Below are 25,117 nucleotides of genomic sequence, written 5' to 3' on the forward strand. Positions count from 1 at the left end.
CGCCTGCCGCGTGGCCGGCACGCCGTGATCGGTGTGCCGTTCATCTGGCTGTTCCTGTTCTTCCTGCTGCCCTTCGCCATCGTGCTGAAGATCAGCCTGGCGGCAGCGGACGTGGCCATCCCGCCGTACACCGAAGTGTTCCAGTACGCCGACCAGACCCTGCAACTGGTGCTGAACCTCGGCAACTACCTGATGCTGACGGACGACCCGCTCTACATCGACGCCTACCTGGGCTCGCTGAAGATGGCGGCGATCAGCACCTTCCTGTGCCTTCTGATCGGCTACCCGATGGCCTACGCCATCGCCCGCGCCAGCAAGGAAATGCAGACCGTGCTGCTGCTGCTGATCATGATGCCGACCTGGACGGCGATCCTGATCCGCGTGTACGCCTGGATGGGCATCCTCTCCAACAACGGCCTGCTCAACGGCTTCCTGATGTGGCTGGGGGTGATCAACGAACCGCTGACCATCCTCAACACCAACCTGGCGGTGTACATCGGTATCGTCTACTCGTACCTGCCGTTCATGGTGATGCCGCTGTACGCCAACCTGGTGAAGCACGACATGAGCCTGCTGGAGGCCGCTTCCGACCTGGGCGCGCGCAACTTCACCAGCTTCTGGAAGATCACCGTGCCGCTGTCGAAGAACGGCATCATCGCCGGCTGCATGCTGGTGTTCATCCCGGCGGTGGGCGAATTCGTCATCCCGGAACTGCTCGGCGGCCCCGAGACGCTGATGATCGGCAAGGTGCTGTGGCAGGAGTTCTTCAACAACCGTGACTGGCCGGTGGCGTCCGCCCTGGCGGTGGTCATGCTGGCGATCCTCATCGTGCCCATCATCCTGTTCAACAAGAACCAAGCCAAAGAACTGGAGGGCAAGGTATGAACAAGCGTTGGTCCTTCTCCAACATCATGCTTGTCCTCGGCCTGCTGTTCATCTACGTGCCGATGGTCATCCTGGTCATCTACTCGTTCAACGGCTCCAAGCTGGTGACCGTGTGGGGCGGCTGGTCGGTGAAATGGTACGTCGGCCTGCTGGACAACACCCAGCTGATCAGTTCGGTGTTCCGCTCCCTGGAAATCGCCGTGTACACGGCGGTCTCCTCGGTGATCCTGGGCACCCTGGCGGCCTTCGTGCTGACGCGCATCCCGCGTTTCCGCGGCCGCACGCTGTTCGGCGGCATGGTTACCGCGCCGCTGGTCATGCCCGAGGTGATCACCGGTCTGTCGCTGCTGCTGCTGTTCGTGGCCATGGCCCAGCTGATCGGCTGGCCGCAGGAGCGCGGCATCGTCACCATCTGGATCGCCCACACCAGCTTCTGCTCGTCCTACGTGGCGGTGGTGGTGTCGGCGCGCCTGCGCGAGCTGGATCTGTCCATCGAGGAAGCGGCCATGGACCTGGGCGCCAAGCCCTGGAAAGTGTTCCTGCTGATCACCATCCCGATGATCGCGCCTTCGCTGGCGGCCGGCGGCATGATGTCCTTCGCCCTGTCGCTGGACGACCTGGTGCTGGCCAGCTTCGTCTCCGGCCCCGGTTCCACCACCCTGCCGATGGAAGTGTTCTCCGCCGTGCGCCTGGGCGTGAAGCCGGAGATCAACGCGGTGGCCAGCCTGATCCTGCTGACCGTCTCGCTGTTCACCTTCTTCGCCTGGTACTTCACCCGCCAGGCCGAGGAGCGCCGCAAGCGTGCCGTCCAGGAGGCCATGGAAGCCACGGCCACCGACTGGCAGAAAGGTTCGCCGGCCACCGTCTGAGGTCGTCTTGTCGGCCGGCTGCAGCCGGTGCCTGCGAAAACCATGGGCCACCTTCGGGTGGCCCATGTTTTTGGGGGAGACGGACATATGCCGAAGGGCAAGAAGAGTCGGTCTTCTCAGAAGAATCTGACAGCTAATCGCCGCAACTTCCCTGCATTTGCCAACTACTATTCAGTGTGTCCGTTGGCGGTTGCCGGCTATTCCCCGCAGCTTGGTCGGCCTCCGTGATCCCGGGCAATTTGCCAGTGCTTTCCACAGCACCCAGGCGGGAGGTGGCGCCCAATACAACACCCCAATAGTTATCCCTAGGGGGAATAACGCGCCAGGGAGCTTCGGCGCCTCCCGCAGTCCCTTCTCACGGAAACGACGAACCCCGCAGCATGCGGGGTTCGTCGTTTCTGGCGCGGCCTAGCGGGCCTGCGGCACCAGCCTGAGCAGTCCGTGGCTGTTGGCGGCGACCTCGTCGGGCGCGAAATGCTCGGCGTGGTAGCGGCCTTCGACGTAGTCCTCGGCCTGGTCCTTGTAGTGCGCATCGAAGAGCACGCCGCTCTGGCCCACCGGGTTGATGCCCAGGGCGTGGGTGGGGTCGGCGAAGTCCACCAGGCGCCGCGTCGAGGGCCCGTAGGTGACGGCCCAGGGCGCCGGGCCGATGGGCGCCGAGAGGTTGTTGGGCACCTCGTGGCCGCCGGGCGCGGCGAAGGGGCCGATGTTGAACAGGCGGTCCAGCGGCTTCTGCATGCCCAGCGGGTGCACGTGGGTGAGGGTGTGCGCCGCGCCCCATTGCCAACTGGCCGGGTCCTCGCCGAAGGTGTCGCGCAGGTGCTTCAGGCTGGCCTGCCAGGCGGCCTTGACGATGTCCGCGCGGCTTTCCTTCTGCGCCGTGGCGCGGTCGTCCCACCAGGGCGAAGCGTCGTCGGCGGCCAGCCGTGGCAGGGCGCTGTCGATGGCCCGGGTGCTCAGCAGGGTGTTGAAGAAGGCGTCGCCCATCTCGTCGTGCATGGCGCCGTAGGCCAGTTGGTAGAGGAACTGGCTGAACAGGGTGGCGGCCAGCGAATCCAGCGGGTAGTCGCCCTTCCAGGCCGCCAGCTGCTCCACCAGCGCCTTCTCCTGCTCGCCGCTCGCCGCCTGGCGCAGGCTCGGCAGCAGCGGCGCCAGGGTGCGCGGGCCGTAGTCGGTGCCGGTGTCCAACTGCAGCGCCTGGCTGTTCTGCAGGTCCCACTTCACCGAGGCGTCGGCCAGGTGCCGGTCCAGGCGCTGGCCGCGGTCGGCCAGGTTGTAGTAGCCGGGCACCGGCCGGCCGTTGGCGGGCACCGGCTGGAAGTTGGCCGAGACGATGTAGCCGCGCGCCGGGTTCTCTTCGTGGGGGTTCTCGACGAAGGGGTAGAAGCCGTCCTTGTCCGCCGCGGCGGTGCTGCCGTCGAGGATGAAGTTCGGATCGACGCCGGCCGGGCGCTTCGGCAGTTGCGCCGAGGCCCACCAGGCGATGTCGCCGCGGGCATTGGCCCAGACCACGTTGAGCCCCGGCGCGTGGATCTGCGCGGCAGCGGCGCGGGCCTTGTCCAGGGTGTCGGCGCGGTCGAGGTGGTAGAAGGCGTCCAGCAGCGGGTTCTCGGTCTGCAGGAAGCCCCACCACATGGCGATGGGCGTCTTGCCCGAGGCGGCGCCCAGGGCGTCGTTGACGATCGGCCCGTGGGGCGAGCTGCGCAGCACCAGCTTGACCGGCGCCTGGCCCTTCACCGCAATGCTCTGCTCCTCGCGCGCGAGGTCCACCCACTGGCCGTGGTACCAGACCTGCTCGGGGTTGGCCGGGTTGGTCTTCTCGGCCACCAGGTCCATGTCGTCGTTCTGGAACATGGTCAGGCTCCAGCCGAAGTCCTTGTTATGGCCGAGCATGGCGAAGGGCACCAGGGCCTGGTGGTGGCCGTAGAGTTCGAAGCCAGGGGCGCTGAGCTGCGCCTCGTACCACACCGAGGGCGCGGCGAAGCGGATGTGCGGGTCGCCCGCCAGCAGCGGCCGGCCGCTGCGCGTGCGGCTGCCGGAGACCACCCAGGCGTTGCTGCCCTCGTACTGCGGCAGGCCGGCGGCTTCCAGGGCCTGCTGGCTGATCTGCGCCAGGGCGCCGAGGTCCTTCCAGTCGCCGGCGGCCAGCGCGGTGGGGCGTTGCAGCACGCCCTCCGGGTGCCAGGCCAGGTCGAAGGCCTTCAGGTAGCCGGCGCCCAGGTCGTCGCGGATGTAGGTGAGCACCGGCTCGGTGCGCAGGGCCACGGCGAAGCTGTAGGCCAGGTAGCCGGACACGGCGAGGGTGTCCTCCACCGTGAAGGGCCGCTTGGGAATGCCCAGCACGTCGAATTCCAGCGGCTTCGGGTGGCTGGCCTGGTACTGGTTGATGCCGTCCAGGTAGGCCTCCAGGGCTTTCCAGGCGGGCGACTGCCTGTCCTGGCGGGCGGCGTACTCGGCGGCATGGTCGCGCAGGCGCAGGGTGCGGAACAGGCGGTCGGTGTCCACCAGCTTGGGCCCCAGCACCTCGGCCAGCTCGCCCTTGGCCAGGCGGCGCAGCATCTCCATCTGGAACAGCCGGTCCTGGGCGTGCACGTAGCCCAGGGCGCGGTACAGGTCGCTTTCGTTCTGCGCACGGATGTGCGGCACGCCACGCTCGTCGTAGCGCACCTCGACCTCGGCCTGCAGCCCGGGCAGCCCGGCCAGGCCGTCGCGGATCGGCTGCTTGCCATGCAGGTACCAGGCGCCCCCGGCGGCAGCGGCCGCCACCAGTACGGCAAGAACGGTCAACGTGCGTTTCATGTAGCGGCTCTCCTTGTTGTTCTGGGCGGATTCTGCGCATTCGCGCCGGGCGCTTTCATTGACCAAACGCGCGCAAGCTGCAAGTCTTCGGTCAAAAGGAGGCTGCATGTCCCTCGCCAGCGCGCCACTCACCCATTCGGCCACCCTGCGCCGCCTGCTCTACGAGGCGCTTACCAGCCTGGGGCTGGAGCCGGCGCGCATCTACCGCCAGGCGCTGCGGCGCGTGCGCCTGGCGCCGGTGAGCGCCGACGGCCGCCTGCTGCACGACGAGGTGCCGCTGTTCTGGGCGGCGCTGCCGGAGCTGAGCGGTGACGTGGACATCGGCCTGCACCTGGCCGAGGCGATGAAGCCGCGCCTGCTCGATGTGGTCGGCTATCTGCTGCTGGCCAGCCGCGACCTGGAGCAGGCGCTGCACAGCTTCCTGCGCTTCCAGCACATCCTCTCCGGCGGCCTGGCCGCGCAGTTGCGCGAGGAGGGCGAGCAGGCGCGGCTGGTCCTCGACATCCATTACCGCGACTGCCCGCCGCTGCGCCAGCAGATGGAGTGCCTGCTGCTGCTGTTCATCAAGCTGCTGAAGGCGGTCAGCGACGACGAGTTCGCCTGTTCCGCCATCGAGTTCCGCCATGCCGCGCCACGGCGCCTGGCCGAGCACCGCCGGCTGTTCGGGCTGACGCCGCGGTTCGCCTGCGCACACGACGCCTTGCTGTTCCCGCGCGCCCTGCTGCGGCGACCGTCGCGCACGGCCAACGCCGCCTTGCACGGCGTGCTCACCCGCTATGCGGAGGAGGAACTACAGCGCCTGCAGGAGAACGACCTGCTCAACCGCCTGCGCTATCTGCTGGCCCATCGCCTGGGCCGCGAACCCTGCACCCTGCAGGCCTGCGCCGAGCTGCTGGGCCTGCCGGCCAGCGCCTTGCAGCGCAGCCTGGCCGGGCAGGGCAGCGGTTTCCGCGAACTGCACGAGGAAGTGCGCCGCCAGCGCGCCACCGAGCTGCTGGCCGAAGGCGTGGCCATCCGCGAAGTGGCGCGGACCTGCGGTTTCGCCGAGCTGTCGCCGTTCTATCGCGCCTTCCGGCGCTGGTTCGGGGTGCCGCCGGAGGTGTACCGGCGGCGTTTGCAGGAGATGGCGCAGGCGCACTGAGGCGTCCCGCGCCGGGCTCATTCGGCCAGCGGGATCTCGCTGGCCATGTCCAGCAGGGCCATGGCGTCGAGCTGCGTCTCGATCTGCAGGAAGCGCATGGCGCGGGTCGGCGAGACGGCCTTGGCCATGCGCGCGATGTAGCGGTTGCGCAGGTCCAGGCGCAGTTGCTGGAGCTTCTCGGCGCGCTTGAGCAGGGCGCTGGCGTCTTTGTCGGAGACCTTGCCGGTGTTGTAGGACTTGGCGTAGTCGAGGATCAGCGCCAGGTGGTGCTTGCTCAGCTTCTCGGCCTCGCTGCGGTAGGTGTTGTAGATCGGCCAGAACGCCTCGCCTTCCTTGCCGGTGAGGTTCATGTTGGCTTCGACGATGCGTTTGCGCTTGTAGTCGATGTCGGCCAGGCGGTTGTCGATCTCCGCCTTGTGCTCGGACATCACCTGGTCGGGACTGGGCGCCTGGTCGTCGGCGCCGGCCAGCAGCGGCAGGCTGAGCAGGGCGCACAGGGCGAGGGTGGGGCGTAGCGGCATGGGAGGCTCCTTGTAGTCGCGCGCCGGCCCTTCATGGGCCGGCTCCGGCTAGTGTAGATGCTGGCGCCCGGCTGTCCGCCCGCCAGGGGCAATAGCAGCCTTGGGCGAGGCTCTGGGTGGACTGCACCGGGCGGCCGTCGATCAGCGCCTGCAGCACCGGTTCGATGAAGCTGTTGGCCGAGCTGCACACCGCGCCCTCGCTGTAGGGGCCGAAATAGGCCAGGCGGCCCTGGCGGTCCCAGATAGCCACCGCCGGGCTCGCCGGCAGCGCCTCGGCGCCAGGCGGCGTGGCCAATGGCCGCAGGGCCTGGAGGGTGGCGGGCAACTGGCCGTGGCTGCCGGGCTTCTGCACGGCGAAGAACTGCACGCCGAGCGGGGCGAAGCGCGCCAGCAACTCGGCGAGGTGCTGCTGGTTGCCGACGTTGCACGGGCAGGCCGGGTCCCAGAAATGCACCAGGCGGATGGCGCCGGGGCCGGCCAGTTCGGCCGGCAGCTGCAGGCCGGCGCCGCTGAACAGCGTCGGCTGCGCGTCGAAGGGGCGGATGTAGCGCTGCTGGAACCACTGGTAGGCGCCCAGCAGCATGGCGGCGAGCAGCGCGGCCAGGCAGGCGAGGATGAGCGTGCGGCGGGCAGGCATGGCGAATCCCGGTAAGATAGCCCCCAAGAGTGCCATGCCGTCGCTTGTGGCAGAACCGCCCGGATGCTGCCGGGCGCTTGTCCCAGCGTCACCGGAAACCGCGGAAAACCCCGATGCCAGAAGCCTTCCAGCCCGATCTGCTGCGCCAGCGCCTGCGACCCCTGACCGCAGCCGAACGCGACGCCCAGGTCCTCGCCTACCAGTCCTTCTACGGGCTCGACCTGGCGGCCCGCTACCCGGGCCTGGAAAGCCGCCTGGGCTACTTCGAGTGCGCCGGCTACCGCATCGCCGCGCAGCTGTGGCGCCCGCCCCTGGCCCGCGGCAGCCTGCTGCTGCTGCACGGCTACTACGACCACATGGGGCTCTATGGCCACGTCATCGACTGGGCGCTGGACCTGGGCCTGGCGGTGATCGCCTGCGACCTGCCGGGCCACGGCCTGTCCAACGGCGCGGCGGCCAGCATCAACGACTTCGCCGAGTACCAGGCGGTGCTTGCCGGCCTGCTGGACGCGGCGGCGCAGCTGGACCTGCCGCAGCCCTGGCACCTTTTCGGGCAGAGCACCGGCGGCGCCATCCTGCTGGACTACCTGCTCACCGGCGCGCCGCGCCCGGAGCTGGGCCACACCCTGCTGCTGGCGCCGCTGGTGCGGCCGCGCGCCTGGGGCTGGTCGAAGCTCAGCTACCAACTGCTGCGGCCCTTCGTCGACTCCATCCCGCGCAAGTTCACCGACAACTCCAACGACGCCGGCTTCCTCGCCTTCCTCCGCGATCGCGACCCGCTGCAGCCGCGCATCCTGCCCACCGCCTGGGTGGGCGCGCTGGCGCGCTGGATTCCGCACATCGAGGGCGCGCCGCCCAGCGCGCGCAACCTGCTGGTGGTGCAGGGCGACGCCGACGAGACGGTGGATTGGCGCTACAACCTGAGGGTGCTGGAGGAGAAGTTCGAGCGCATCGAGTGCCTGCTGCTCACCGGCGCGCGGCACCACCTGGCCAACGAGAGCGAGGCGCTGCGCCGGCGCTACTTCGATTTCCTCGGCGAGCGCCTGAGCTAGTTCGAGGGGGCGGAAGCCAGCCCGGCCTTCACCGCGGCTAGGGCCGCCTGGTAGTAGGCCTGGCCGGCGGGCGACTCGGCGAAGTCGGCGAACTGCTGCAGCTCGGCGTCGGAGAGCCCGCGATAGACGTACAGCAGGGTGTTGTCGAGGTCGGCGCCGATCTGCTGCACGACATTCTGCCGCTGCCCTTCGAGCAGCCCCTGGCCCTGGCCGAGCAGGCCGGGGAGCATCTGGCTGAGGCTGTCGGCGGCCACGCTGGCCAGCGCCATGCTGACCTCGGCGCCGGCCTCGCTGGCCGGCAGGGCCCGGCTCAGGCGCTGGGCCAGCTGCTGGCGCTGCGGCGTGGCCTGCTGGCGCGGCAGGCCGTTGGCGTACTGGGCGAGCTGGTCGCTGCGGGTGGCGAGGGTTTCCGCGGCGGCGATCTTGCGCCCCAGGGGCGATTCGAAGAAGGCCAGCGCCGGGCCGCTGTCCGCCAGGTTCCGGCGCAGGCCGGCCAGCGCCCGGGCGTCGATCTGCGCCGGGGCGAAGCGCTGGTCGCTGTTGTTCACCAGGGCCTGGTACAGCGCCGGCGGCAGGTTGGCCTGGTAGCGCTTCTGCGCGGCGTGCAGGGCATCGTTGAAGTGCGCGCGTTGTTCCGGCCAGCCGGCGGCCTGGTAGAGGCGCTGGTAATCGTCGGCCAGTACGGGTAGGCCCAGCATCAGCAGGGCAAGGGCAAGCAGTGCACGCAAATCGGGTCCTCCTGGCGGCAGTGGCCATCCGCCGCGGCTATTGTCGGCAAGCCCGGCCCCGCTTGTCGAGGCGCTTGTCGCCGGCGTTACAATAGCGCATGAACCCGCACGCCGATTCCTCCCCCCTGCAAAACGCCGTCGACGACCTGGCCGAACGCGGCTGGTCGCTGCAACGCGACTTCCTGCCCGCGGACCTGATCGCCGCCCTGGCCGCGGAGTGCCGCAACCGCGCCGCCGCCGGCGAGCTGGCCTCGGCCTCGGTGGGGCGCGGCGCTGGCCAGGCGGTGCGCGAGGGCATCCGCGGCGACCGCATCCAGTGGCTGGGGCCGGGGCAGGCCGAGGCCTGCGACCGCTACCTGGGGCTGATGGACGAACTGCGCGTGGCGCTCAACCGCGCGTTGTTCCTGGGCCTGGAGGACTTCGAGTGCCACTTCGCCCTGTATCCGCCGGGCGCCTTCTACCAGAAGCACCTGGACCGTTTTCGCGACGATGACCGCCGCTGTGTGTCGGCGGTGCTCTACCTCAACGACGACTGGCTGCCCGAACATGCCGGCGAACTGCGCCTGTACTTCGCCGACGGCAGCCACGACGATGTGCCGCCGCTGGGCGGCAGCCTGGTGCTGTTCCTCTCCGGCGAGTTCCCCCACGAGGTGCTGCCGGCCCACCGCGAACGCCTGTCGCTGACCGGCTGGTTCCGCCGCCGCAGCGACGCCCCGCTCTAGGGCTCAGTGGCCCCAGACGCGGATGGTGCCGCTGATGTCCTGGATGTCGCGCACCTCCAGGCTGCCCAGGCGGCTTTCACCGACGTAGAGGTCGCCGGCCACGCGCACGCGGATGGTCTGCGCCGGCAGGCCGCCGTCATTGAGCTGCCTGTTGATGGTGGTCAGGTCCGGCAGGGTCAGCGCCAGCTGCTGCTGGCCGTTGCTGCCCTGGACCACGTCGACCTGCAGGGTCGGCAGCTCGACGCCGAAGAACGGCAGGCTCAGGCCCAGCTGCGCCGCGCCCAGGGGCAGCGCGCCGCCGCGGCCGTCCGGGCAGACGGCGGCGCTGGTGCAGCCGTTGTCGATCTTCAGGTTGCGCAGCGAGACGCTGCCGCCGTCGTCGACCCAGGCGGCCTTGCCGATGCTGGCCATGACGTCGGCGCGGATGCTCAGGCCCTCCTGGCCGGTGATGCGGCCGAGGTTTTCGTTGTCCAGCGGTTCGAGCGCGGCCTGGCTGGCGCCGGCGGCGCACAGCAGCAGGCCGCCGAGCAGGTGCGGCAGGCTGAGAGGCTTGAGCATGGTGGCGGTTCCCTCGCGGTGGGCGACATGGCGAGGCAGTCTGCGCGCGATGCGCCCGGCCCGCCATGCCGGCGCGGCAGTTCCAGCCGAAGGATGGGCCCGACCATCGGCGGGTGGCCGCCATCGGTTGCCAGGTGACCGGGTCCGATGTGCGGGCTAGTCTGTTGCGATCGAAAAGGGAGTGTTTCGCCCATGCAGAAGATTCTCGTCAGCCGCTGCCTGCTGGGCCACCGGGTGCGCTACGACGGTGGCAGCCACGGCCCCTTCGACCTGCTGGAACGCTGGCAGGCCCAGGGCCGGGTGGTCGCGCTGTGCCCGGAAGTGGCCGGCGGCCTGCCCACGCCGCGCGCGCCGGCGGAGATTCCCGGCGGCCGCGGCGCCCTGGTGCTGGAAGGCCAGGCGCCGGTGGTGACGGTGGATGGCGTGGACGTCACCGGCGCCTTCGTCCGCGGCGCCGAACAGGCCATGGCGCTGGTCGACCGCCATGGCATCCGCCTGGCCATCCTCAAGGCGCGCAGCCCTTCCTGCGGCAACCGCGAGAACTACGACGGCAGCTTCTCCGGCCTGCGCGTGCCCGGCGAGGGCGTCACCGCGGCGGCGCTCAAGCGCATGGGCGTGCTGGTGTTCAGCGAGGAGGAACTGGACGCCGCGGCGGTCTGCCTGGCTGGCCTGGAAGCCGGCGGCTGAGTTCGTTGTGATAGCCTGCAAGGCTCGGCGTAGAGCCTTCCGACAGCCCTTGTTGCACTCTTTCCCTTGAGCCGTCGGCGTGGCGACCTATGCTGAAGAGTCCCGCCGGAGGTTCGCTGCAGCGTGCCGGGCCTCCCCATCCCGCTCATAAGGAGAACTCCATGAAGCTCACGTTGCCTTGCCTGGGCCTTGCCGGCCTGCTGCTCGCCGCCTCCACCGCCGCGCTGGCGGCCGGCATGCCGCGTACCCCGGCGCCCGAGGGGGCCAAGGTGTATTTCATCGAACCGCAGGACGGCGCCACCGTCGGCCAGACCTTCACCGTCAAGTTCGGCCTGGAAGGCATGGGCGTGGCCCCGGCCGGCGTCGACTCGCCGAGCACCGGGCACCACCACCTGCTGGTGGACCTCAAGGAGCAGCCGGCCATGGACATGCCGCTGCCGATGACCGACAACATCCGCCACTTCGGCAAGGGCCAGACGGAAACCAGGATCACCCTGCCGCCGGGCAAGCACACCCTGCAACTGCTGCTGGGCGACAAGAACCACGTGCCCTTCGAGCCGAACGTGGAATCCAAGCAGATCACCGTCAACGTGAAATGATGGTTGGGTCTCGGGCCGGCGAGATCGGGCTGATATGCCTGTAGGAGCGGATTCATCCGCGATGCTCTTGAGCGGCGGAGAACCTCTCGCGGACGGAGTCCGGCAATGCACCACGTAGGATGGGTTGAGCGGAGCGATACCCATCAACCACCGCATGGGTTTCGCAGGCTCAACCCATCCTACGAAAAGCGCCCCGGCGCGGCGGGCAAGACAGCCGCTCCTGTGTGGCAGTGGAGACCCTTCCAGAAACGAAAAAAGGAGGCCGAAGCCTCCTTTTTTCTTGCCGCCGAGCGGTCCTTAGAACAGGACGCGGCTGCGGATGGTGCCGTTGACGTGCTGCAGCTTCTCCAGCGCCAGGTCCGAGTACTCGGCGTCGACGTCGATCACCACGTAGCCGACCTTCTCGTTGGTCTGCAGGTACTGGCCGGAGATGTTGATGCCGTTGTCGGCGAACACCTTGTTGATCTCGCTCATCACGCCCGGGATGTTGGCGTGGATGTGCAGCAGGCGGTGCTTGCCCGGGTGCGACGGCAGGGCGACTTCCGGGAAGTTGACCGAGGACACCGAGGTGCCGTTGTCGCTGTACTTGACCAGCTTCTCGGCCACTTCCAGGCCGATGTTGGCCTGGGCCTCGGCGGTGGAGCCGCCGATGTGCGGGGTCAGGATCACGCGGTCCAGGCCACGCAGCGGGCTTTCGAACTCTTCGTCGTTGGACTTGGGCTCGACCGGGAACACGTCGATGGCGGCGCCGATCAGGTGCTCGTCCTTGATGGCGTTGGCCAGGTGGTCCAGCTCGACCACGGTGCCGCGGGCGGCGTTGATCAGGATGCCGCCCTTCTTCATGGCGCGGATTTCCTTCTCGCCGATCATCCACTGGGTGGACGGCAGTTCCGGCACGTGCAGCGAGACGATGTCGCACAGGCCCAGCAGCTCGTGCAGCGAGCCGATCTGCTGCGCGTTGCCCAGCGGCAGCTTGGTCACCACGTCGTAGAAGAACACCTGCATGCCCAGGGCTTCGGCCAGGACCGAGAGCTGGGTGCCGATGGAGCCGTAGCCGACGATGCCCAGCTTCTTGCCGCGGATCTCGAAGGAGTTGGCCGCCGACTTGATCCAGCCGCCGCGGTGGCAGGAGGCGTTCTTCTCCGGGATGCCGCGCAGCAGCAGGATGGCTTCGGCCAGCACCAGTTCGGCCACCGAGCGGGTGTTGGAGTAGGGCGCGTTGAACACCGCGATGCCGCGTTCGCGGGCGGCGTTCAGGTTGACCTGGTTGGTGCCGATGCAGAAGCAGCCCACCGCGATCAGCTTCTTGGCGCAGTCGAAGACTTCCTCGGTGAGCTGGGTGCGGGAGCGAATGCCGATGAAGTGGGCGTCGGCGATCTTTTCCTTCAGCTCGTCGCCGGACAGCGCGGTCTTGAGGTACTCGATGTTGGTGTAGCCGGCGGCCTTGAGGGTATCAACGGCATTCTGGTGCACGCCTTCCAGGAGAAGGAATTTGATCTTGCTCTTGTCGAGAGAAGTCTTGCTCATCTGCTTGAACCTGTAGTCCCGGGATAATGGCTAGAAAATGAACAGCTCTGGCCGAACCGGCCGGTGCCGCAGCTCGGCGCCAGGTGGCGAACTGCGTGGGGTGCGTATGCTAGCATGTTCTCCCTTTTCCTTGTCCGGTTGCGACCTGAGCTGTTCTCAGGACGACCATGAACCATTTGAGAGTTCCCTCGATGACCCGCGAAGCCCTGATCGAATCGCTCAAGCCCCTGCTGGAGCCCGGCAAGCTGCTGACCGATGCCGATTCCCTGGATGCCTATGGCAAGGACTGGACCAAGCACTTCGCCCCGGCGCCGCTGGCCATCGCCTTCCCCAAGAGCATCGAGCAGGTGCAGGCCGTGGTGCGCTGGGCCAACGAGCACAAGGTCGGCCTGGTGCCTTCGGGCGGGCGTACCGGGCTCTCCGCCGCCGCCGTCGCCGCCAACGGCGAGGTGGTGGTGTCGTTCGACTACATGAACAGGATCCTCGACTTCAACGCCTTCGACCGCACCGTGGTGTGCCAGCCGGGCGTGGTGACCAAGCAGCTGCAGCTGTTCGCCGAGGAGCAGGGCCTGTACTACCCGGTGGACTTCGCTTCCTCCGGCTCCAGCCAGATCGGCGGCAACATCGGCACCAATGCCGGCGGGATCAAGGTGATTCGCTACGGCATGACGCGCAACTGGGTGGCCGGCATGAAGGTCGTCACCGGCAAGGGCGACCTGCTGGAGCTGAACAAGGACCTGATCAAGAACGCCACCGGCTACGACCTGCGCCAGCTGTTCATCGGCGCCGAAGGCACCCTGGGCTTCGTGGTCGAGGCCACCATGCGCCTGGAGCGCACGCCGAAGAACCTCACCGCGATGGTCCTCGGCACCCCCGACTTCGACTCGATCATGCCGGTGCTGCACGCCTTCCAGAGCAAGCTCGACCTGACCGCCTTCGAATTCTTCTCCGACAAGGCCCTGGCCAAGGTCCTGGCCCGCGGCGACGTGCCGCCGGCCTTCGAGACCGACTGCCCGTTCTACGCGCTGCTGGAGTTCGAGGCCAGCACCGAGGAAGTGGCCAACGAGGCCCTGGCCACCTTCGAGCACTGCGTCGAGCAGGGCTGGGTGCTGGACGGCGTGATGAGCCAGAGCGAGCAGCAGCTGCAGAACCTGTGGAAGCTGCGCGAGTACATCTCCGAGACCATCTCGCACTGGACGCCGTACAAGAACGACATCTCGGTCACCGTCAGCAAGGTCCCGGCCTTCCTCAAGGACATCGACGCCATCGTCGAAGCCAACTACCCGGACTTCGAAGTGGTCTGGTTCGGCCACATCGGCGACGGCAACCTGCACCTGAACATCTTGAAGCCGGAGAACCTGTCCAAGGACGAGTTCTTCGCCAAGTGCGCCACCGTCAACAAGTGGGTGTTCGAGACCGTGCAGAAGTACAACGGCTCCATCTCCGCCGAGCACGGCGTGGGCATGACCAAGCGCGACTACCTGGGTTACTCTCGCTCCGAAGCCGAGATCGGCTACATGAAGGCGGTCAAGGCGGTGTTCGATCCCAACGGGATCATGAACCCCGGCAAGATCTTCGCCGAGTAAGCCAGTCATCCCAGAAGGGCCGGTTCACCGGCCCTTCTCGTGTTCGGGGCCGACGGAACGGCCGGCAGCGCCCGCGGGAGGCGGGCACCGCGCAGCGCCACGAGCGCCGCGGGGCATCCCATTCATCCGTCCAGGAGTCGGTCATGAGTTACCAGCATCAGTACGTCGACGGCACCCGCATCCACTTCCCGCTGGGCAAGGTGGTCTGCGTCGGGCGCAACTACGCCGAGCACGCCAGGGAGCTGAACAACCCGGTGCCCACCGAGCCGCTGCTGTTCATCAAGCCCGGCTCCTGCACCGTGCCGGCCGAGGGCGGCTTCGCCATTCCCGAGGGTCGTGGCGACGTGCACTACGAAGCGGAGATCGCCGTGCTGATCGGCAAGCCGCTGTCGCGCACGCCCAGCCGCGAGGAAGTGCTGGACGCCATTTCCGGCTACGCCCCGGCGCTGGACCTGACCCTGCGCGACGTGCAGGCCAAGCTCAAGGAAAAGGGCCTACCCTGGGAGCTGGCCAAGTCCTTCGACGGCGCCTTCGTGCTGGCGCCCTTCGTCAGCGCCGACCGCTTCCCCGACCCGGCCGACATCGGCATCCGCCTGAGCATCGACGGCGAAGTGCGCCAGGACGGCAACAGCCGCGACATGCTCAACCCGATCGTGCCGCTGATCCAGCACGTCGCCGGGCACTTCTCGCTGCAGCCGGGCGACGTGGTCTCCACCGGCACGCCGGTGGGCGTGGGCCCGCTCAAGCGCGGCAGCGAGCTGGTGCTGGAACTTCCCGGCGCCAGCCGGTTCGAAAGCCGCGTCCTCTGAGCCGTACCCCGCCAAAGGCCGCCATTCGTGCGGCCTTTGCGTTCTGCGGGGCGTTCCCACCCAGACAACAAGAACTCCCCGATGACCCAGGTCCGATCCTCTCGTCTTCTGCGCTGGCTGCTGCTGGCCTTGCTCTTCGCCGCCGTGGTGCTGGTGGTCCTGACCAAGCTGTTCCACTGGGACGACCGCGCCCGCCTGTGGTGGCAGGAAGAGAACACCAGCGAGCAGGCGCGCGCCGACAGCGTCTGGCTGCCCGGCTACCGCGCGGTGATCCAGGGCAAGCCGCTCAAGGGCGGGCTGGAAGGCCAGGAAACCTCCGATCTGGCCTACAACCCGGTGACCCGCACGCTGTTCACCGTGACCGGCAAGAAGCCGCTGCTCGGCGAGCTGTCGCTGGACGGCGAGGTGCTGCGGGTGATCCCGCTGCTGGGCCTGGAGAACCCCGAAGGCGTGGCGGTGCTGCCCAACGGCAACGTCGCGGTGACCGACGAGCGGCAGAACTCCCTGACCATCTTCCACCTCGACCCGCAGACCCACGAGCTGAGCACCGCCAAGCTGGCCAGCTTCGACCTGGGCAACCTCGGCGAAAAGAGCAACAAGGGCTTCGAGGGCATCGCCTGGGACCCGGCGCAGAAACGCCTGCTGCTGGGCCGCGAGCGCGACCCCATGACCCTCTTCAGCTGGACCAGCGACGGCAGCCCGGGGCTGACCGGCAGCATGCGGCCGCTGCCCAGCGAGCAGCTGTACATGCGCAACGTCTCGGCGCTCAGCGTCGACCCGCGCACCGGCCATACCCTGGTGCTGTCGGCGGAGTCGCACCTGCTGCTGGAGCTGGACGAGAAAGGCGAGCCGGTCAGCTTCATCAGCCTGCTCGGCGGGCTCAACGGCCTGCACGACAAGATCCCGCGCGCCGAGGGCGTGGCCATCGACGAGCAGGGCACCATCTACATGGTCAGCGAGCCTGAACTGTTCTACGTGTTCCGCAAGCTCAAGGACGACGACAAGGGCGGTTAAGCCTGGATTAAGGGCGGATTCAGGCTGGTTTCAGCCTGTTCGGCTAATCTGATTTCAACGAAAACAGCCAGGAGGCTACTTCATGAAATCCATCCGTCTTCCCCTGATCGCCGCCATCGCCCTGTTCTCCGGCGCCACCTTCGCCGCCGGCTACACCGGCCCGGGCAGCAATGCCGCCAAGCCCGCGGCGACCGGCCCGGTGAACACCGTGAAAGCCGCCCAGGCCGCCGCCGACGACGCCCCGGCCGTGCTGGAAGGCGTGATCACCAAGCGCCTGCACGGCGAGCACTACGAGTTCAAGGACGCCACCGGCAGCATGCAGGTGGAGATCGACCACGAGGACTGGCCGCAGGGCGTGGACGTCTCCGACAAGACCAAGGTGCGCCTGACCGGCGAGGTCGACCATGACCGCAAGGGCGTGGAGATCGATGTGGATCGCGTGGACGTCCTGCAGTAACGAGACGCATATGAAAAGGCCGCGCCGGGAGCGATCCTGGCGCGGCCTTTTTGCATTCGGCTTTTCGTAGGAGCGAGCTTGCTCGCGAACCGCGTCTCCCGGCGGCTCTAGCGCGCCAGGTTGACTCCGCTCCCTCTCCCCAGCCCTCTCCCTGAAGGGAGAGGGGGCTAGCCCGTGCCGAGAGAAGGAATGGTTTCAGCCGGAAACTGCAGAGCTGCCGGCTGACTCTGAAATATCCGAGCACGCCGAACGGTCCCCTCTCCCTTCAGGGAGAGGGTTAGGGAGAGGGCGCTCTAAGCCCCGGCATCCTGCGTCACCAGGAAACACCATCCCCGCTCAACCAACACTCTCAAACCCCTGCAACACATTCACCGCATTGACCCCGATCTCCTCCACCGCATATCCCCCCTCCATGACGAATAACGTCGGCAGCCCCAGCTTGCCGATGGCCTCGCCCATGCGCAGGTAATCCGGCGAGTCCAGCTTGAACTGCGAAATCGGGTCTTCCTTGAAGGTATCCACCCCCAGGGAAACCACCAGCACATCCGGCCCATACGCCGCGATCTGGCGGATCGCCGCCTGCAGCGCCAGGCTCCATACCGACCAGTCGCTGCCCGAGGCCAGCGGGTAGTTGAAGTTGAAGCCTTCGCCCACGCCCCGGCCCTTTTCGTCGGCGTAGCCGAGGAAGTAGGGGTACTCGAAGCGCGGGTCGCCGTGGATCGAGGTGAAGAGCACGTCGGCGCGGTCGTAGAAGATGTCCTGGGTGCCGTTGCCGTGGTGGTAGTCGACGTCGAGGATGGCCACCCGCGCCGCGCCCTGGTCGAGGATGGCCTGGGTGGCGATGGCGGCGTTGTTGAAGAAGCAGTAGCCGCCCATGTAGTCGGCCGAGGCGTGGTGGCCCGGCGGGCGGCACAGGCTGAACACCGAGCGGGCGCCCTTGGCCAGTTCGGCCTGGCCGGTCAGGGCCACGTTCGCCGAGCTGGTGATGGCCTGCCAGGTGCCGGCGGTGATCGGCGCGCCGGCGTCGAAGCTGTAGTAGCCCAGGCGCCCGTCGATGCTGTCGGGTTCCTTCTGCAGCAGGCGGCGGGTCGGCCAGGCGATGGGCAGCATGTCGTGGCTGCGGCCGGTGGCCAGCCAGTCGCGCCAGGCGTGCTGGAGGAAGTTGACGAAACCCTCGGTGTGGATGCGCCGGATCGGCTCCAGGCCGAAGTCGCGCGGGGCCCGGATCTCACCCAGGCCCACCGCCTTGACGCGGTCCAGGACCATGTCGGCGCGGCTGGGCTTCTCGAAGCAGGGGGTGAACTGGCCGCCGATCAGCTCATGCTGGCCGTGGTGCAAGCGATGGTCGTCGGTGTAGATCGTCAGCATCATGCACTCCTGGGGGCGCCCGGCGGCGCCCGGTGGGTCCGTGGGGTATCAGGCGTTTTCCTCGAAGTTCACGCTCGGCGCCTTGCGGCGGAAGCCGCCGGTGTGCAGCGCCAGGTAGACGAAGCCGACGGCGAACCAGCTCAGGCCGACGATCAGCGTCAGCTGCGACAGGCTGGTCCACAGCCAGAGCGTCAGGCACAGGCCGATGAAGGGCACCAGGCCGTAGCGCAGCAGGTCGGCCGGCGCACGGCGTCCTTCGACGCCCAGGTAGGTGCGGATCACCGCCAGGTTGACCACCGAGAAGGCCACCAGGGCGCCGAAGCTGATCATCGAGGCCAGGGTGGTCAGGTCCAGCACCAGGGCCAGCAGGGAGATGGCCGAGACCACCAGGATCGCCACCACCGGCGTCTGGAAGCGCGCGTGCAGGGTGCCGAACAGGCTGCGCGGGAGGATGCCGTCGCGGCCCATGGTGAAGAGGATGCGCGACACCGAGGCCTGGGACGCCAGCGCCGAGCCGATGCAGCCGGCGATGTAGGCGGCGGTGAAGAAGTTGCCGAGGAACTGGCCGCCGGCCTTGAGCATCACCTCGTTGGCCGCCGAGTCGGCGTTCTCGAACACGCTGCCGGGGAACACCAGTTGGCTGATGATCGCCAGCAGGGTGAACATCAGGCCGGCCAGCACCGTGGTGATGATGATCGCCCGCGGGATGTCGCGGCGCGCGTCACGGGTTTCCTCGGCCATGGTGGAGACCGCGTCGAAGCCCAGGAACGACAGGCACAGCACCGCGGCGCCGGCCATCAGCGGGGCGAAGCCGGGCTTGCTGCCGTCGCCGACGAAGGGCGCGGCCAGGTCCAGGGCCGGGGCGCCGGCCAGGCTCTTCAGCGACATGCCGACGAACACCACGATGAACACCAGCTGGGCGCCGACGATGGCGTTGCTCATGCCGGCCACCTGGCTGATGCCCACCACGTTGAGCACGGTGACCAGGGCGATGGAGGCGACCACGAAGACCCAGGCGGGAATCTCCGGGAAGGCGATGTTCATGAACAGGCCGATCAGCAGGTAGTTGATCATCGGCAGGAACAGGTAGTCGAGCAGCAGCGACCAGCCGGAGAGGAAGCCCACCGCCGGGCCGAAGCTCAGGCTGGTGTAGGAATAGGCGGAGCCGGCGATCGGGTACTTGCGCACCATGAAGCTGTAGGAGGCGGCGGTGAACAGCATCGCCAGCAGGGTGATCAGGTAGGCGCTGGCGGTGCGTCCGCCGGTCATCTCGGTGACCACGCCGTAGGTGGTGAACATGGTCAGCGGGACCATGTAGACCAGGCCGAAGAAGACCAGGGCAGGCAGCCCCAGGATGCGTTTGAGGCGGGCGTCCGCCTGGGCTTGGGGGGCGTTGCCGGTGCTGGCGCTCATGCGTGCGCCTTGTTCGATGGCCATCGATGTTTCCTCGCGAATTCTTGTCGTTGTTGCGCTGGCGCGGGGCGCCGCTGGCGGCCGCGCGAAGGGAGCGGGGCGGTCAGCCGCAGCGCTGCCGGCGGGCGTAACGGGCGAGGAAGGGGTGGGCGCGGTGACGGCCGCGAACCGGGGTGGAGCAAGGGCTGGTCATGAGCGTTCTCGGGGCATTGTTCTTGTGGATGCTCGCTGGCGGCGCTCCCTGGATACCGGCGCGGCGCGTGCTGCGCCGGTGATCGCGGCCCTGGCGGCCATTCCCTGGGCGAGTACCCGGACTTTAGGCCGCCGCGCCGCCCCGCAGAACCCTGTAAAGGGTCAAAAAGGGATCGAAGTGGCCAAATTGACTGTCAGGCCCGGCGGCGGGCGCCCGTCCCGCCGCCGGACCGGCCGGTCATTTCTTCAGCTTGGTCCAGACCTTGGCGCGCAGCGACAGGGATTTCGGCGAGCACAGCTGGAAGGGCTTCAGGCGGTCGATCTTGTCTTCCGGGGTGTTGATCGCCGGGTCGTCGAACAGCTCCTTGTCCATGAACTTCTCGGAACCGGTGATGGCGTTGTTGTACTTGGCGAAGTTGGAAGCAGCGGCGATGTTTTCCGGCTGCATCATCCAGTTGAGGAAGACGTGGGCTTCCTTGATGTTGGTGGCGTCCTTGGGAATGGCCAGGTTATCGATGAACAGGCGCACGCCTTCCTTCGGATAGACGTAGACCAGGCTGGCGCGCTGGGCGTGGGCGCGGTGGTAGGCGCCGTTCCACTGCTGGTGCATGTACACCTCGCCGGCGGCCATGCGCTCGATGGTGCCGTCGCTGTTGTACATGGCCAGCAGCGGCTTCTGCCTGAGCAGCAGGTCGAGGACCTTCTCGGCCTGTTTCGGGTCCTCGGTGCATTCGTCGACGCCGAGGTAGTAGGTGGCCGGGGCCCACAGCTCCTCGATGGAGTTGAGCGCCACCACCTTGCCCTTGAACGCCTCCGGTGGTTCGAAGAACGGCTTCCAGCTCTCGTCGAACTTGCCGCCCGGGGCCTTGGCGCTGTCGTAGCTGTAGCCGGTGCTGCCCCACAGGTAGGGCACGGTGTAGTCGTGGCCGGGATCGTAGGAGAGCGTCTTGAACTTGTCCTTGAGGTTGGCCAGGTTCGGCAGCTGCGACTTGTCCAGCTTCTGCAGCAGGCCTTCCTTGACGAAGATCTCGATGAAGCTGTCCGAGGGCACCACCACGTCGTAGGCGCCGCCGCCGGCCTTGAGCTTGGCCAGCAGGGTCTCGTTGCTGTCGTAGGAGTCGAGGGTGGCGTGGATGCCGGTGTCCTTCTCGAACTTCTTCAGCAGCTCCGGCGGGAAGTAGTCCGACCAGTTGGCGAAGTGCAGTGTGCCGTCGGCGTGGGCCTGGCTGGCCAGGGTCAGGCCCGCCAGGGCGGCGGCCTTGAGGGCCAGGGGAAGGCGGCGGATGGTCATCGGTGAAGCTCCTGTGCGAATGGTTTTTATCGGGAGGCAGTCAACGCCGGCGCTGGCCGACGTAGTACGACAACGCAACGAACGCGATGGAAATCAGCAGGATGATCGACGAGATCGCGTTGATCTTCGGCGATATCCCCATTCTTATGGAACTGAAGATGTACACCGGCAGGGTGGTGGCCCCGGCGCCGGCGACGAAGTAGGTGATGACGAAGTCGTCCATCGAGATGATGAACGCCAGCATCGCCCCGGAGAGGATGCCGGGCATCAGCAGCGGGCAGGTCACCTTCCAGAAGGCCTTCCACGGCGAGGCGTAGAGGTCCGCCGCGGCTTCCGCCAGGCGCGGGTCCATGCCCTCCAGGCGGGCGCGGATCGGCAGGTAGGCGAAGGGGATGCAGAACACCACGTGGGCGATGAGGATGGTGAACAGCGACAGCTTCAGGCCGATGAAGGCGAAGAACATCAGCGTGGCCACCGCCACTACTATCTCCGGCACCAGCAGCGGCAGGCCGAGCACGCCGTTCATCAGGCTCTGCCCGCGGAAGGCGCGGCCGCGCATGCCCAGCGCCGCCAGGGTGGCCAGCAGGGTGGCGAAGACCGTGGCCAGGCTGGCCACTATCAGCGAGTTCTTCGCCGCGCGGACGATCTCCGGGTCGTTGGCCACCACCGCGTACCACTTGAAGCTGAAGCTTTCCCAGAGCGTTGCCGACTGGCCGCTGTTGAAGCTCAGCACCACCAGCACCAGGATCGGTACGTAGAGGAAGGCGAAGAACAGCCAGGCGGCCGGGCGCACGCCGGCGAAGCGCCACAGCGGGTTCAGCGAATTCATGGGTGACCTCCAGCGGCGCCCTGCCTGAAGCGCATGCTGTAGACCAGCATGGCGGCGAGGACGAAGGCGAGCAGGGCGAAGGACAGCGCCGCGCCGAACGGCCAGTTGTGCGCCGTGCCGAACTGCAGCTGGATCAGGTTGCCGATCATCAGCGACTTACCGCCGCCGAGCAGCTCGGGAATGATGTAGTTGCCCAGCGAGGGGATGAACACCAGGATGCAGCCGGCGACGATGCCGGGCATCGCCAGCGGGATGATGATCCGCTTGAGCGCCTTCCAGCGGTTGGCGCCGAGGTCGAAGGCGGCCTCCACCAGGCGCCAGTCCATCTTCTCCAGGCTGGTGTAGATGGGCAGCACCATGAACGGCAGGTAGGTGTAGAGCAGGCCGATGATCACCGCGTTGTCGGTGTACAGCAGGCCGATGGCGGCCTCGCTGAAGCCCAGCTTGTGCAGGCCCTCGTCTATCAGCCCGCCGTTGCGCAGCAGCAGTATCCAGGCGTAAACGCGCACCAGCAGGTTGGTCCAGAACGGCACCGTGACCAGGAACAGCAGCATGTTGCGCCGGCGCTCGTCCTGCAGCGCCAGGTACAGCGCGGTGGGGAAGCCGATCAGCAGGCAGCCGGCGGTGGTCAGGATGGACAGCCAGAAGGAGCGCTGGAAGATGCCCAGGTAGTCGGTGTTGAACACCAGGGCGTCGTCCAGGTCGCGTTCCCAGAGGAAGTTGATGTACGCCTCCAGGGTGTGCTGACCCCACTTCACGCCGCCGTAGTCGCCGGGGGCCTGGACCGACACGGCGAACATGATGCCCAGCGGCAGCACCAGGAACACCAGCAGCACCAGCATGGCCGGGGTGGTCAGCGCCAGCCGGGCGCGCAGGCTCTTGCGCTCGGCTTGCAGGCGCAGCGTGCTCATTCGGCCAGCACCCGGATGGCGTCGCCGGGTACCCGCACGCGCACCCGCGCGCCGGGCTGGTGCGCGCCCACCGCGCCCTGGCGGTTCTGCTGGCGCACGCGGAAGCCGGGGGCGCCTGCGACCTTCAGGTGGTAGACGGTGTCGGTGCCGACGTAGACCACGGTTTCCACCACGCCTTCCAGCTCGCCGTCCTGGGCCAGCTCGGTGCGTTCCGGGCGGATCGCCAGGGTCACCTTGCCCGGCAGCGTGGTGGCGGCGGCCAGGCGCTGGCCGTCGGCGAGGACCACGCCGTCACCGTTGGCCTCGGCCTCGAGGAAGTTGGTCTCGCCGATGAAGTCGGCCACCCAGCGGTTGGCCGGGGCGTCGTAGATTTCGGTGGGGGTGCCGATCTGCAGGACCTGGCCCTTGTTCATCACCGCGATGCGGTCGGACATGGTCAGGGCTTCTTCCTGGTCGTGGGTGACGAAGATGAAGGTGATGCCGGTCTCGTGCTGCAGGCGCTTGAGTTCGATCTGCATTTCCTTGCGCAGCTTCAGGTCCAGCGCCGAGAGCGACTCGTCCAGCAGCAGCACCTTGGGCCGGCTGGCCAGCGCGCGGGCCAGGGCGATGCGCTGCTGCTGGCCGCCGGAGAGCTGGTCGGCGCGGCGCGAGCCGACGTCGGGCAGGCGCACCAGTTCGAGCATGGCCTTCACCGTGGCCTCGGTCTCGGCCTTGGGCTTGCCCTGCATCTCCAGGCCGAAGGCGATGTTCTGCGCCACGGTCATGTGCGGGAACAGCGCGTAGCTCTGGAACACGGTATTGACCGGGCGGCGGAAGGGCGGGAGGCCCTGCATGGGCTCGCCGTAGAGGCGGATGCTGCCAGAGGTGGGTTGTTCGAAGCCGGCGATGAGCCGCAGGAGGGTGGTCTTGCCGCAGCCCGAGGGGCCGAGGAGGGTGAAGAATTCGTTGGCGCGGATGTCCAGGGACACGTCGTCCAGGGCCTTGAGGCCTTGGCCGGGGGTACCGAATTCCATGCCGATTCGCTCGATGGCAATCGCGCTGGTCATGCTTCAATACCATGCAGTTAAGCAGTTGTTATTGTTTGCGGTTTTACGGCTCTGGCGGCCGCTTCACCTAGCTGCGGCTTGATAATGGCCCTCCTTTTCGCAGCGGCAGAACGATAGAACAGGCCAATAAGGGATAAATCAGGCCAAGTTGAGGGGCCGTTTTCACCAGCCTGGCCGGCTCTTCGCAGGAGCGGGCTTGCTCGCGATAGCCGGAGGTTCCGGCGCGTTTCGCGGATGGGATCCGCTCCTACGATGCGCCCACCGTCGACCCCTCCTGTAGGAGGCCCTGCCCGCGATTTCGCGCGCAGGGCGCGCTCCTACAAGGAGCACGGGTGTTGAGGATGGTGTAGCGGATCTCATCCGCGATCCGGCCGCCAGGCCGGCTCGGCCTCAACCGCGATACAGGCTCGGACTCGCCCCGCTCCAGCGCTGGAAGGCATGGCGGAAGCTGGCCGTCTCGCTGTAGCCGAGCCGTTCGGCGATCAGATAGATGGGCAGGTCGGTGTCCTTGAGCAGTTGCCGGGCCTTGTCGTAGCGCACTTCGTCCAGCACCTGCTGGTAGCTGGTGTTGTGCTGTTGCAGGTGCCGGCGCAGGGTGCGGCTGGAGCGGTGCAGGTGGCGCGCCACCTCGTCCAGGCCGCGGGCTTCCTGCAGGTGGTTGGCGAGGTGGCGGCGGATCAGTTCGAGGATGTCGTCGCGCCCGCTCATGGCCGCGCTCAGGCGCTGGCATTGCTGCAGGCCATTGTGGCAGCTGACCGGGTCGGCCAGCGGCAGCGCGCGGTCGAGCAGCGCCGGGCCCAGGCACAGGGCGCTGGTGGCGGCGCCGAACTCCACCGGGCAGCCCAGGCGCTCGGTGTAGGTGCTGGCGTGCAGCGGTGGCCGATAGGCCAGCAGCAGGCGCCGCGGACGCACCGACTCGCCGAGCAGGTCGCGCACCACGGTGAGCAGCGAGGTCAGGCACAGCTCGGTGTTGAACACCGTCAGCTCCGGCGCGTAGCGGTAGCCCTCGGCGCTCAGCCAGACCTCGTCGCCGTGGTCCTGCAGGGCCAGGCGGAAGTAGGTGCCGAGCAGGTCGGGATGGGCCAGGGCCAGTTGCAGGGCGTCGCGCAGGGTGCGGCTGGCCAGCATGCTGTAGCCGAGCATGCCGTAGGCCGAAACGTGCATGCGCAGGCCCAGGTAGAGGCCCAAAGCCGGGTCCTGGTAGCAGCTCAGGGCATTGGCGAATACCCGCAGCTCCTGGGCGTGGCTGACGAATTTCTCCGGCGTCAGCAGGTCCGCCTCGGCGATGCCGCTGCCCTCCAGCAGCCGGCCGCGGGGGATGCCGGCCTGGCTCAGCACCTCGGTGGCCAGCACCACGGTGTGCAGGGTGGTCAGGGTACGCTGCTCGGGAAGCTGGACGGCGCTCATCGGAACTCCTTGCGGGGGCGGCGAGAACACGGGATTACGCTAGCCTGACTTTAGCCTCGAGGAATTTTC

At 67.8% G+C, this 25,117-nt stretch carries 24 protein-coding genes; 11 read left to right on the top strand and 13 right to left on the bottom strand.

What is annotated here, in order from left to right:
* The first annotated feature begins 3 nt into the window (after positions 1 to 3).
* Complete coding sequence (locus tag QSJ95_RS21725; RefSeq protein ID WP_173427895.1) at positions 4 to 885, top strand: ABC transporter permease subunit; 882 nt, start codon at positions 4 to 6, stop codon at positions 883 to 885.
* Positions 882 to 1,754 carry an ABC transporter permease subunit gene (locus QSJ95_RS21730; RefSeq protein WP_009613985.1) on the top strand — a complete coding sequence of 291 codons (873 nt, stop codon included), beginning with the start codon at positions 882 to 884 and terminating at the stop codon, positions 1,752 to 1,754. The genes QSJ95_RS21725 and QSJ95_RS21730 overlap by 4 nt, the downstream gene beginning before the upstream one ends.
* Positions 1,755 to 2,162: 408 nt before the next feature.
* Here QSJ95_RS21730 and QSJ95_RS21735 read toward each other — a convergent pair whose 3' ends face one another.
* Entirely contained in the window at positions 2,163 to 4,553 is a 2,391-nt protein-coding gene (locus QSJ95_RS21735; protein WP_285645239.1) for a penicillin acylase family protein, read from the bottom strand.
* 106 nt (positions 4,554 to 4,659) lie between these two features.
* Here QSJ95_RS21735 and QSJ95_RS21740 point away from each other — a divergent pair, with 106 nt between their 5' ends.
* Positions 4,660 to 5,694, top strand: coding sequence for an AraC family transcriptional regulator (locus QSJ95_RS21740; protein ID WP_009613981.1), 1,035 nt, complete (start codon positions 4,660 to 4,662; stop codon positions 5,692 to 5,694).
* Between the two features lie 17 nt (positions 5,695 to 5,711).
* Here the strand turns inward: QSJ95_RS21740 and QSJ95_RS21745 are convergent, their stop codons facing one another.
* Together QSJ95_RS21745 and QSJ95_RS21750 are read right to left on the bottom strand one after the other, a co-directional pair.
* The gene (locus QSJ95_RS21745; RefSeq protein WP_285645241.1) at positions 5,712 to 6,215 is read right to left on the bottom strand and encodes a transcriptional regulator; all 504 of its coding nucleotides are present in this window, start codon (positions 6,213 to 6,215) and stop codon (positions 5,712 to 5,714) included.
* A gap of 31 nt (positions 6,216 to 6,246) precedes the next feature.
* A complete protein-coding gene (locus tag QSJ95_RS21750) occupies positions 6,247 to 6,888 on the bottom strand; it encodes a DUF6436 domain-containing protein (protein ID WP_052058982.1) in 642 nt (213 codons plus the stop codon).
* Positions 6,889 to 6,965: 77 nt separating this feature from the next.
* Here QSJ95_RS21750 and bipL point away from each other — a divergent pair, with 77 nt between their 5' ends.
* Positions 6,966 to 7,904, top strand: a complete 939-nt coding sequence (gene bipL, locus QSJ95_RS21755) for a phospholipase BipL (RefSeq protein ID WP_043317445.1) — start codon at positions 6,966 to 6,968, stop codon at positions 7,902 to 7,904.
* Here the strand turns inward: bipL and QSJ95_RS21760 are convergent.
* Positions 7,901 to 8,632: a DUF2059 domain-containing protein gene (locus QSJ95_RS21760; RefSeq protein ID WP_043268232.1), complete on the bottom strand. Its 732-nt coding sequence runs from the start codon at positions 8,630 to 8,632 to the stop codon at positions 7,901 to 7,903. The two genes, bipL and QSJ95_RS21760, sit on opposite strands and share 4 nt — an antisense overlap.
* 98 nt (positions 8,633 to 8,730) lie before the next feature.
* On the opposite strand from QSJ95_RS21760, the gene QSJ95_RS21765 reads away from it, so the two are divergent.
* Positions 8,731 to 9,354, top strand: a complete 624-nt coding sequence (locus QSJ95_RS21765) for a 2OG-Fe(II) oxygenase (RefSeq protein ID WP_285645246.1) — start codon at positions 8,731 to 8,733, stop codon at positions 9,352 to 9,354.
* A gap of 3 nt (positions 9,355 to 9,357) precedes the next feature.
* Here QSJ95_RS21765 and QSJ95_RS21770 read toward each other — a convergent pair whose 3' ends face one another.
* Complete coding sequence (locus QSJ95_RS21770) at positions 9,358 to 9,912, bottom strand: DUF6160 family protein (RefSeq protein ID WP_043268236.1); 555 nt, start codon at positions 9,910 to 9,912, stop codon at positions 9,358 to 9,360.
* Positions 9,913 to 10,104: 192 nt separating this feature from the next.
* On the opposite strand from QSJ95_RS21770, the gene QSJ95_RS21775 reads away from it, so the two are divergent.
* Together QSJ95_RS21775 and QSJ95_RS21780 are read left to right on the top strand one after the other, a co-directional pair.
* Entirely contained in the window at positions 10,105 to 10,599 is a 495-nt protein-coding gene (locus QSJ95_RS21775; RefSeq protein WP_043268238.1) for a 2-thiouracil desulfurase family protein, read from the top strand.
* 161 nt (positions 10,600 to 10,760) lie between these two features.
* Positions 10,761 to 11,198, top strand: a complete 438-nt coding sequence (locus tag QSJ95_RS21780; RefSeq protein ID WP_069863039.1) for a DUF4399 domain-containing protein — start codon at positions 10,761 to 10,763, stop codon at positions 11,196 to 11,198.
* A 297-nt stretch (positions 11,199 to 11,495) separates the two neighbouring features.
* Here the strand turns inward: QSJ95_RS21780 and serA are convergent, their stop codons facing one another.
* Positions 11,496 to 12,725 carry a phosphoglycerate dehydrogenase gene (gene serA / locus QSJ95_RS21785; RefSeq protein WP_009613962.1) on the bottom strand — a complete coding sequence of 410 codons (1,230 nt, stop codon included), beginning with the start codon at positions 12,723 to 12,725 and terminating at the stop codon, positions 11,496 to 11,498.
* Between the two features lie 191 nt (positions 12,726 to 12,916).
* On the opposite strand from serA, the gene QSJ95_RS21790 reads away from it, so the two are divergent.
* The 4 genes from QSJ95_RS21790 to QSJ95_RS21805 all read left to right on the top strand — a co-directional run bounded on the left by QSJ95_RS21790 (position 12,917) and on the right by QSJ95_RS21805 (position 16,591).
* A complete protein-coding gene (locus tag QSJ95_RS21790) occupies positions 12,917 to 14,311 on the top strand; it encodes a D-2-hydroxyglutarate dehydrogenase (RefSeq protein ID WP_024128084.1) in 1,395 nt (464 codons plus the stop codon).
* A 143-nt stretch (positions 14,312 to 14,454) separates the two neighbouring features.
* Positions 14,455 to 15,120, top strand: coding sequence for a fumarylacetoacetate hydrolase family protein (locus QSJ95_RS21795; protein ID WP_285645251.1), 666 nt, complete (start codon positions 14,455 to 14,457; stop codon positions 15,118 to 15,120).
* An 81-nt stretch (positions 15,121 to 15,201) separates the two neighbouring features.
* Positions 15,202 to 16,134: an SdiA-regulated domain-containing protein gene (locus QSJ95_RS21800; protein ID WP_009613956.1), complete on the top strand. Its 933-nt coding sequence runs from the start codon at positions 15,202 to 15,204 to the stop codon at positions 16,132 to 16,134.
* An 82-nt stretch (positions 16,135 to 16,216) separates the two neighbouring features.
* Entirely contained in the window at positions 16,217 to 16,591 is a 375-nt protein-coding gene (locus QSJ95_RS21805) for a NirD/YgiW/YdeI family stress tolerance protein (protein ID WP_043268248.1), read from the top strand.
* A 336-nt stretch (positions 16,592 to 16,927) separates the two neighbouring features.
* Here QSJ95_RS21805 and QSJ95_RS21810 read toward each other — a convergent pair whose 3' ends face one another.
* The 7 genes from QSJ95_RS21810 to QSJ95_RS21840 form a co-directional block, all read right to left on the bottom strand.
* Positions 16,928 to 17,959, bottom strand: coding sequence for a histone deacetylase family protein (locus QSJ95_RS21810; RefSeq protein WP_276214498.1), 1,032 nt, complete (start codon positions 17,957 to 17,959; stop codon positions 16,928 to 16,930).
* A gap of 48 nt (positions 17,960 to 18,007) precedes the next feature.
* Entirely contained in the window at positions 18,008 to 19,372 is a 1,365-nt protein-coding gene (locus tag QSJ95_RS21815) for an APC family permease (protein ID WP_051878658.1), read from the bottom strand.
* Between the two features lie 430 nt (positions 19,373 to 19,802).
* Entirely contained in the window at positions 19,803 to 20,855 is a 1,053-nt protein-coding gene (locus tag QSJ95_RS21820; protein WP_285645252.1) for an ABC transporter substrate-binding protein, read from the bottom strand.
* Positions 20,856 to 20,895: 40 nt separating this feature from the next.
* A complete protein-coding gene (locus QSJ95_RS21825; protein ID WP_009613945.1) occupies positions 20,896 to 21,684 on the bottom strand; it encodes an ABC transporter permease in 789 nt (262 codons plus the stop codon).
* The gene (locus tag QSJ95_RS21830; protein ID WP_058488074.1) at positions 21,681 to 22,595 is read right to left on the bottom strand and encodes an ABC transporter permease; all 915 of its coding nucleotides are present in this window, start codon (positions 22,593 to 22,595) and stop codon (positions 21,681 to 21,683) included. The genes QSJ95_RS21825 and QSJ95_RS21830 overlap by 4 nt, the downstream gene beginning before the upstream one ends.
* Positions 22,592 to 23,641 carry an ABC transporter ATP-binding protein gene (locus tag QSJ95_RS21835; protein WP_069863044.1) on the bottom strand — a complete coding sequence of 350 codons (1,050 nt, stop codon included), beginning with the start codon at positions 23,639 to 23,641 and terminating at the stop codon, positions 22,592 to 22,594. The genes QSJ95_RS21830 and QSJ95_RS21835 overlap by 4 nt, the downstream gene beginning before the upstream one ends.
* A gap of 390 nt (positions 23,642 to 24,031) precedes the next feature.
* Complete coding sequence (locus tag QSJ95_RS21840; protein ID WP_043268257.1) at positions 24,032 to 25,048, bottom strand: AraC family transcriptional regulator; 1,017 nt, start codon at positions 25,046 to 25,048, stop codon at positions 24,032 to 24,034.
* Between the last annotated feature and the right edge of the window lie 69 nt (positions 25,049 to 25,117).

Origin of the sequence: Pseudomonas sp. NBRC 100443 (assembly GCF_030268185.1) — a bacterium.
GTDB classification, from domain to species: Bacteria; Pseudomonadota; Gammaproteobacteria; order Pseudomonadales; family Pseudomonadaceae; genus Pseudomonas; species Pseudomonas citronellolis.

Coding starts and splice junctions, on each gene's coding strand:
- QSJ95_RS21775 (WP_043268238.1), top strand. CDS start 10,105: ATGCAGAAGATTCTCGTCAGCCGCTGCCTGCTGGGCCACCGGGTGCGC.
- QSJ95_RS21815 (WP_051878658.1), bottom strand. CDS start 19,372: ATGAGCGCCAGCACCGGCAACGCCCCCCAAGCCCAGGCGGACGCCCGC.
- QSJ95_RS21825 (WP_009613945.1), bottom strand. CDS start 21,684: ATGAATTCGCTGAACCCGCTGTGGCGCTTCGCCGGCGTGCGCCCGGCC.
- QSJ95_RS21810 (WP_276214498.1), bottom strand. CDS start 17,959: ATGCTGACGATCTACACCGACGACCATCGCTTGCACCACGGCCAGCAT.
- QSJ95_RS21795 (WP_285645251.1), top strand. CDS start 14,455: ATGAGTTACCAGCATCAGTACGTCGACGGCACCCGCATCCACTTCCCG.
- QSJ95_RS21800 (WP_009613956.1), top strand. CDS start 15,202: ATGACCCAGGTCCGATCCTCTCGTCTTCTGCGCTGGCTGCTGCTGGCC.
- QSJ95_RS21730 (WP_009613985.1), top strand. CDS start 882: ATGAACAAGCGTTGGTCCTTCTCCAACATCATGCTTGTCCTCGGCCTG.
- serA (WP_009613962.1), bottom strand. CDS start 12,725: ATGAGCAAGACTTCTCTCGACAAGAGCAAGATCAAATTCCTTCTCCTG.
- QSJ95_RS21740 (WP_009613981.1), top strand. CDS start 4,660: ATGTCCCTCGCCAGCGCGCCACTCACCCATTCGGCCACCCTGCGCCGC.
- QSJ95_RS21735 (WP_285645239.1), bottom strand. CDS start 4,553: ATGAAACGCACGTTGACCGTTCTTGCCGTACTGGTGGCGGCCGCTGCC.
- bipL (WP_043317445.1), top strand. CDS start 6,966: ATGCCAGAAGCCTTCCAGCCCGATCTGCTGCGCCAGCGCCTGCGACCC.
- QSJ95_RS21830 (WP_058488074.1), bottom strand. CDS start 22,595: ATGAGCACGCTGCGCCTGCAAGCCGAGCGCAAGAGCCTGCGCGCCCGG.
- QSJ95_RS21820 (WP_285645252.1), bottom strand. CDS start 20,855: ATGACCATCCGCCGCCTTCCCCTGGCCCTCAAGGCCGCCGCCCTGGCG.
- QSJ95_RS21805 (WP_043268248.1), top strand. CDS start 16,217: ATGAAATCCATCCGTCTTCCCCTGATCGCCGCCATCGCCCTGTTCTCC.
- QSJ95_RS21765 (WP_285645246.1), top strand. CDS start 8,731: ATGAACCCGCACGCCGATTCCTCCCCCCTGCAAAACGCCGTCGACGAC.
- QSJ95_RS21835 (WP_069863044.1), bottom strand. CDS start 23,641: ATGACCAGCGCGATTGCCATCGAGCGAATCGGCATGGAATTCGGTACC.
- QSJ95_RS21780 (WP_069863039.1), top strand. CDS start 10,761: ATGAAGCTCACGTTGCCTTGCCTGGGCCTTGCCGGCCTGCTGCTCGCC.
- QSJ95_RS21790 (WP_024128084.1), top strand. CDS start 12,917: ATGACCCGCGAAGCCCTGATCGAATCGCTCAAGCCCCTGCTGGAGCCC.
- QSJ95_RS21750 (WP_052058982.1), bottom strand. CDS start 6,888: ATGGCACTCTTGGGGGCTATCTTACCGGGATTCGCCATGCCTGCCCGC.
- QSJ95_RS21770 (WP_043268236.1), bottom strand. CDS start 9,912: ATGCTCAAGCCTCTCAGCCTGCCGCACCTGCTCGGCGGCCTGCTGCTG.
- QSJ95_RS21840 (WP_043268257.1), bottom strand. CDS start 25,048: ATGAGCGCCGTCCAGCTTCCCGAGCAGCGTACCCTGACCACCCTGCAC.
- QSJ95_RS21745 (WP_285645241.1), bottom strand. CDS start 6,215: ATGCCGCTACGCCCCACCCTCGCCCTGTGCGCCCTGCTCAGCCTGCCG.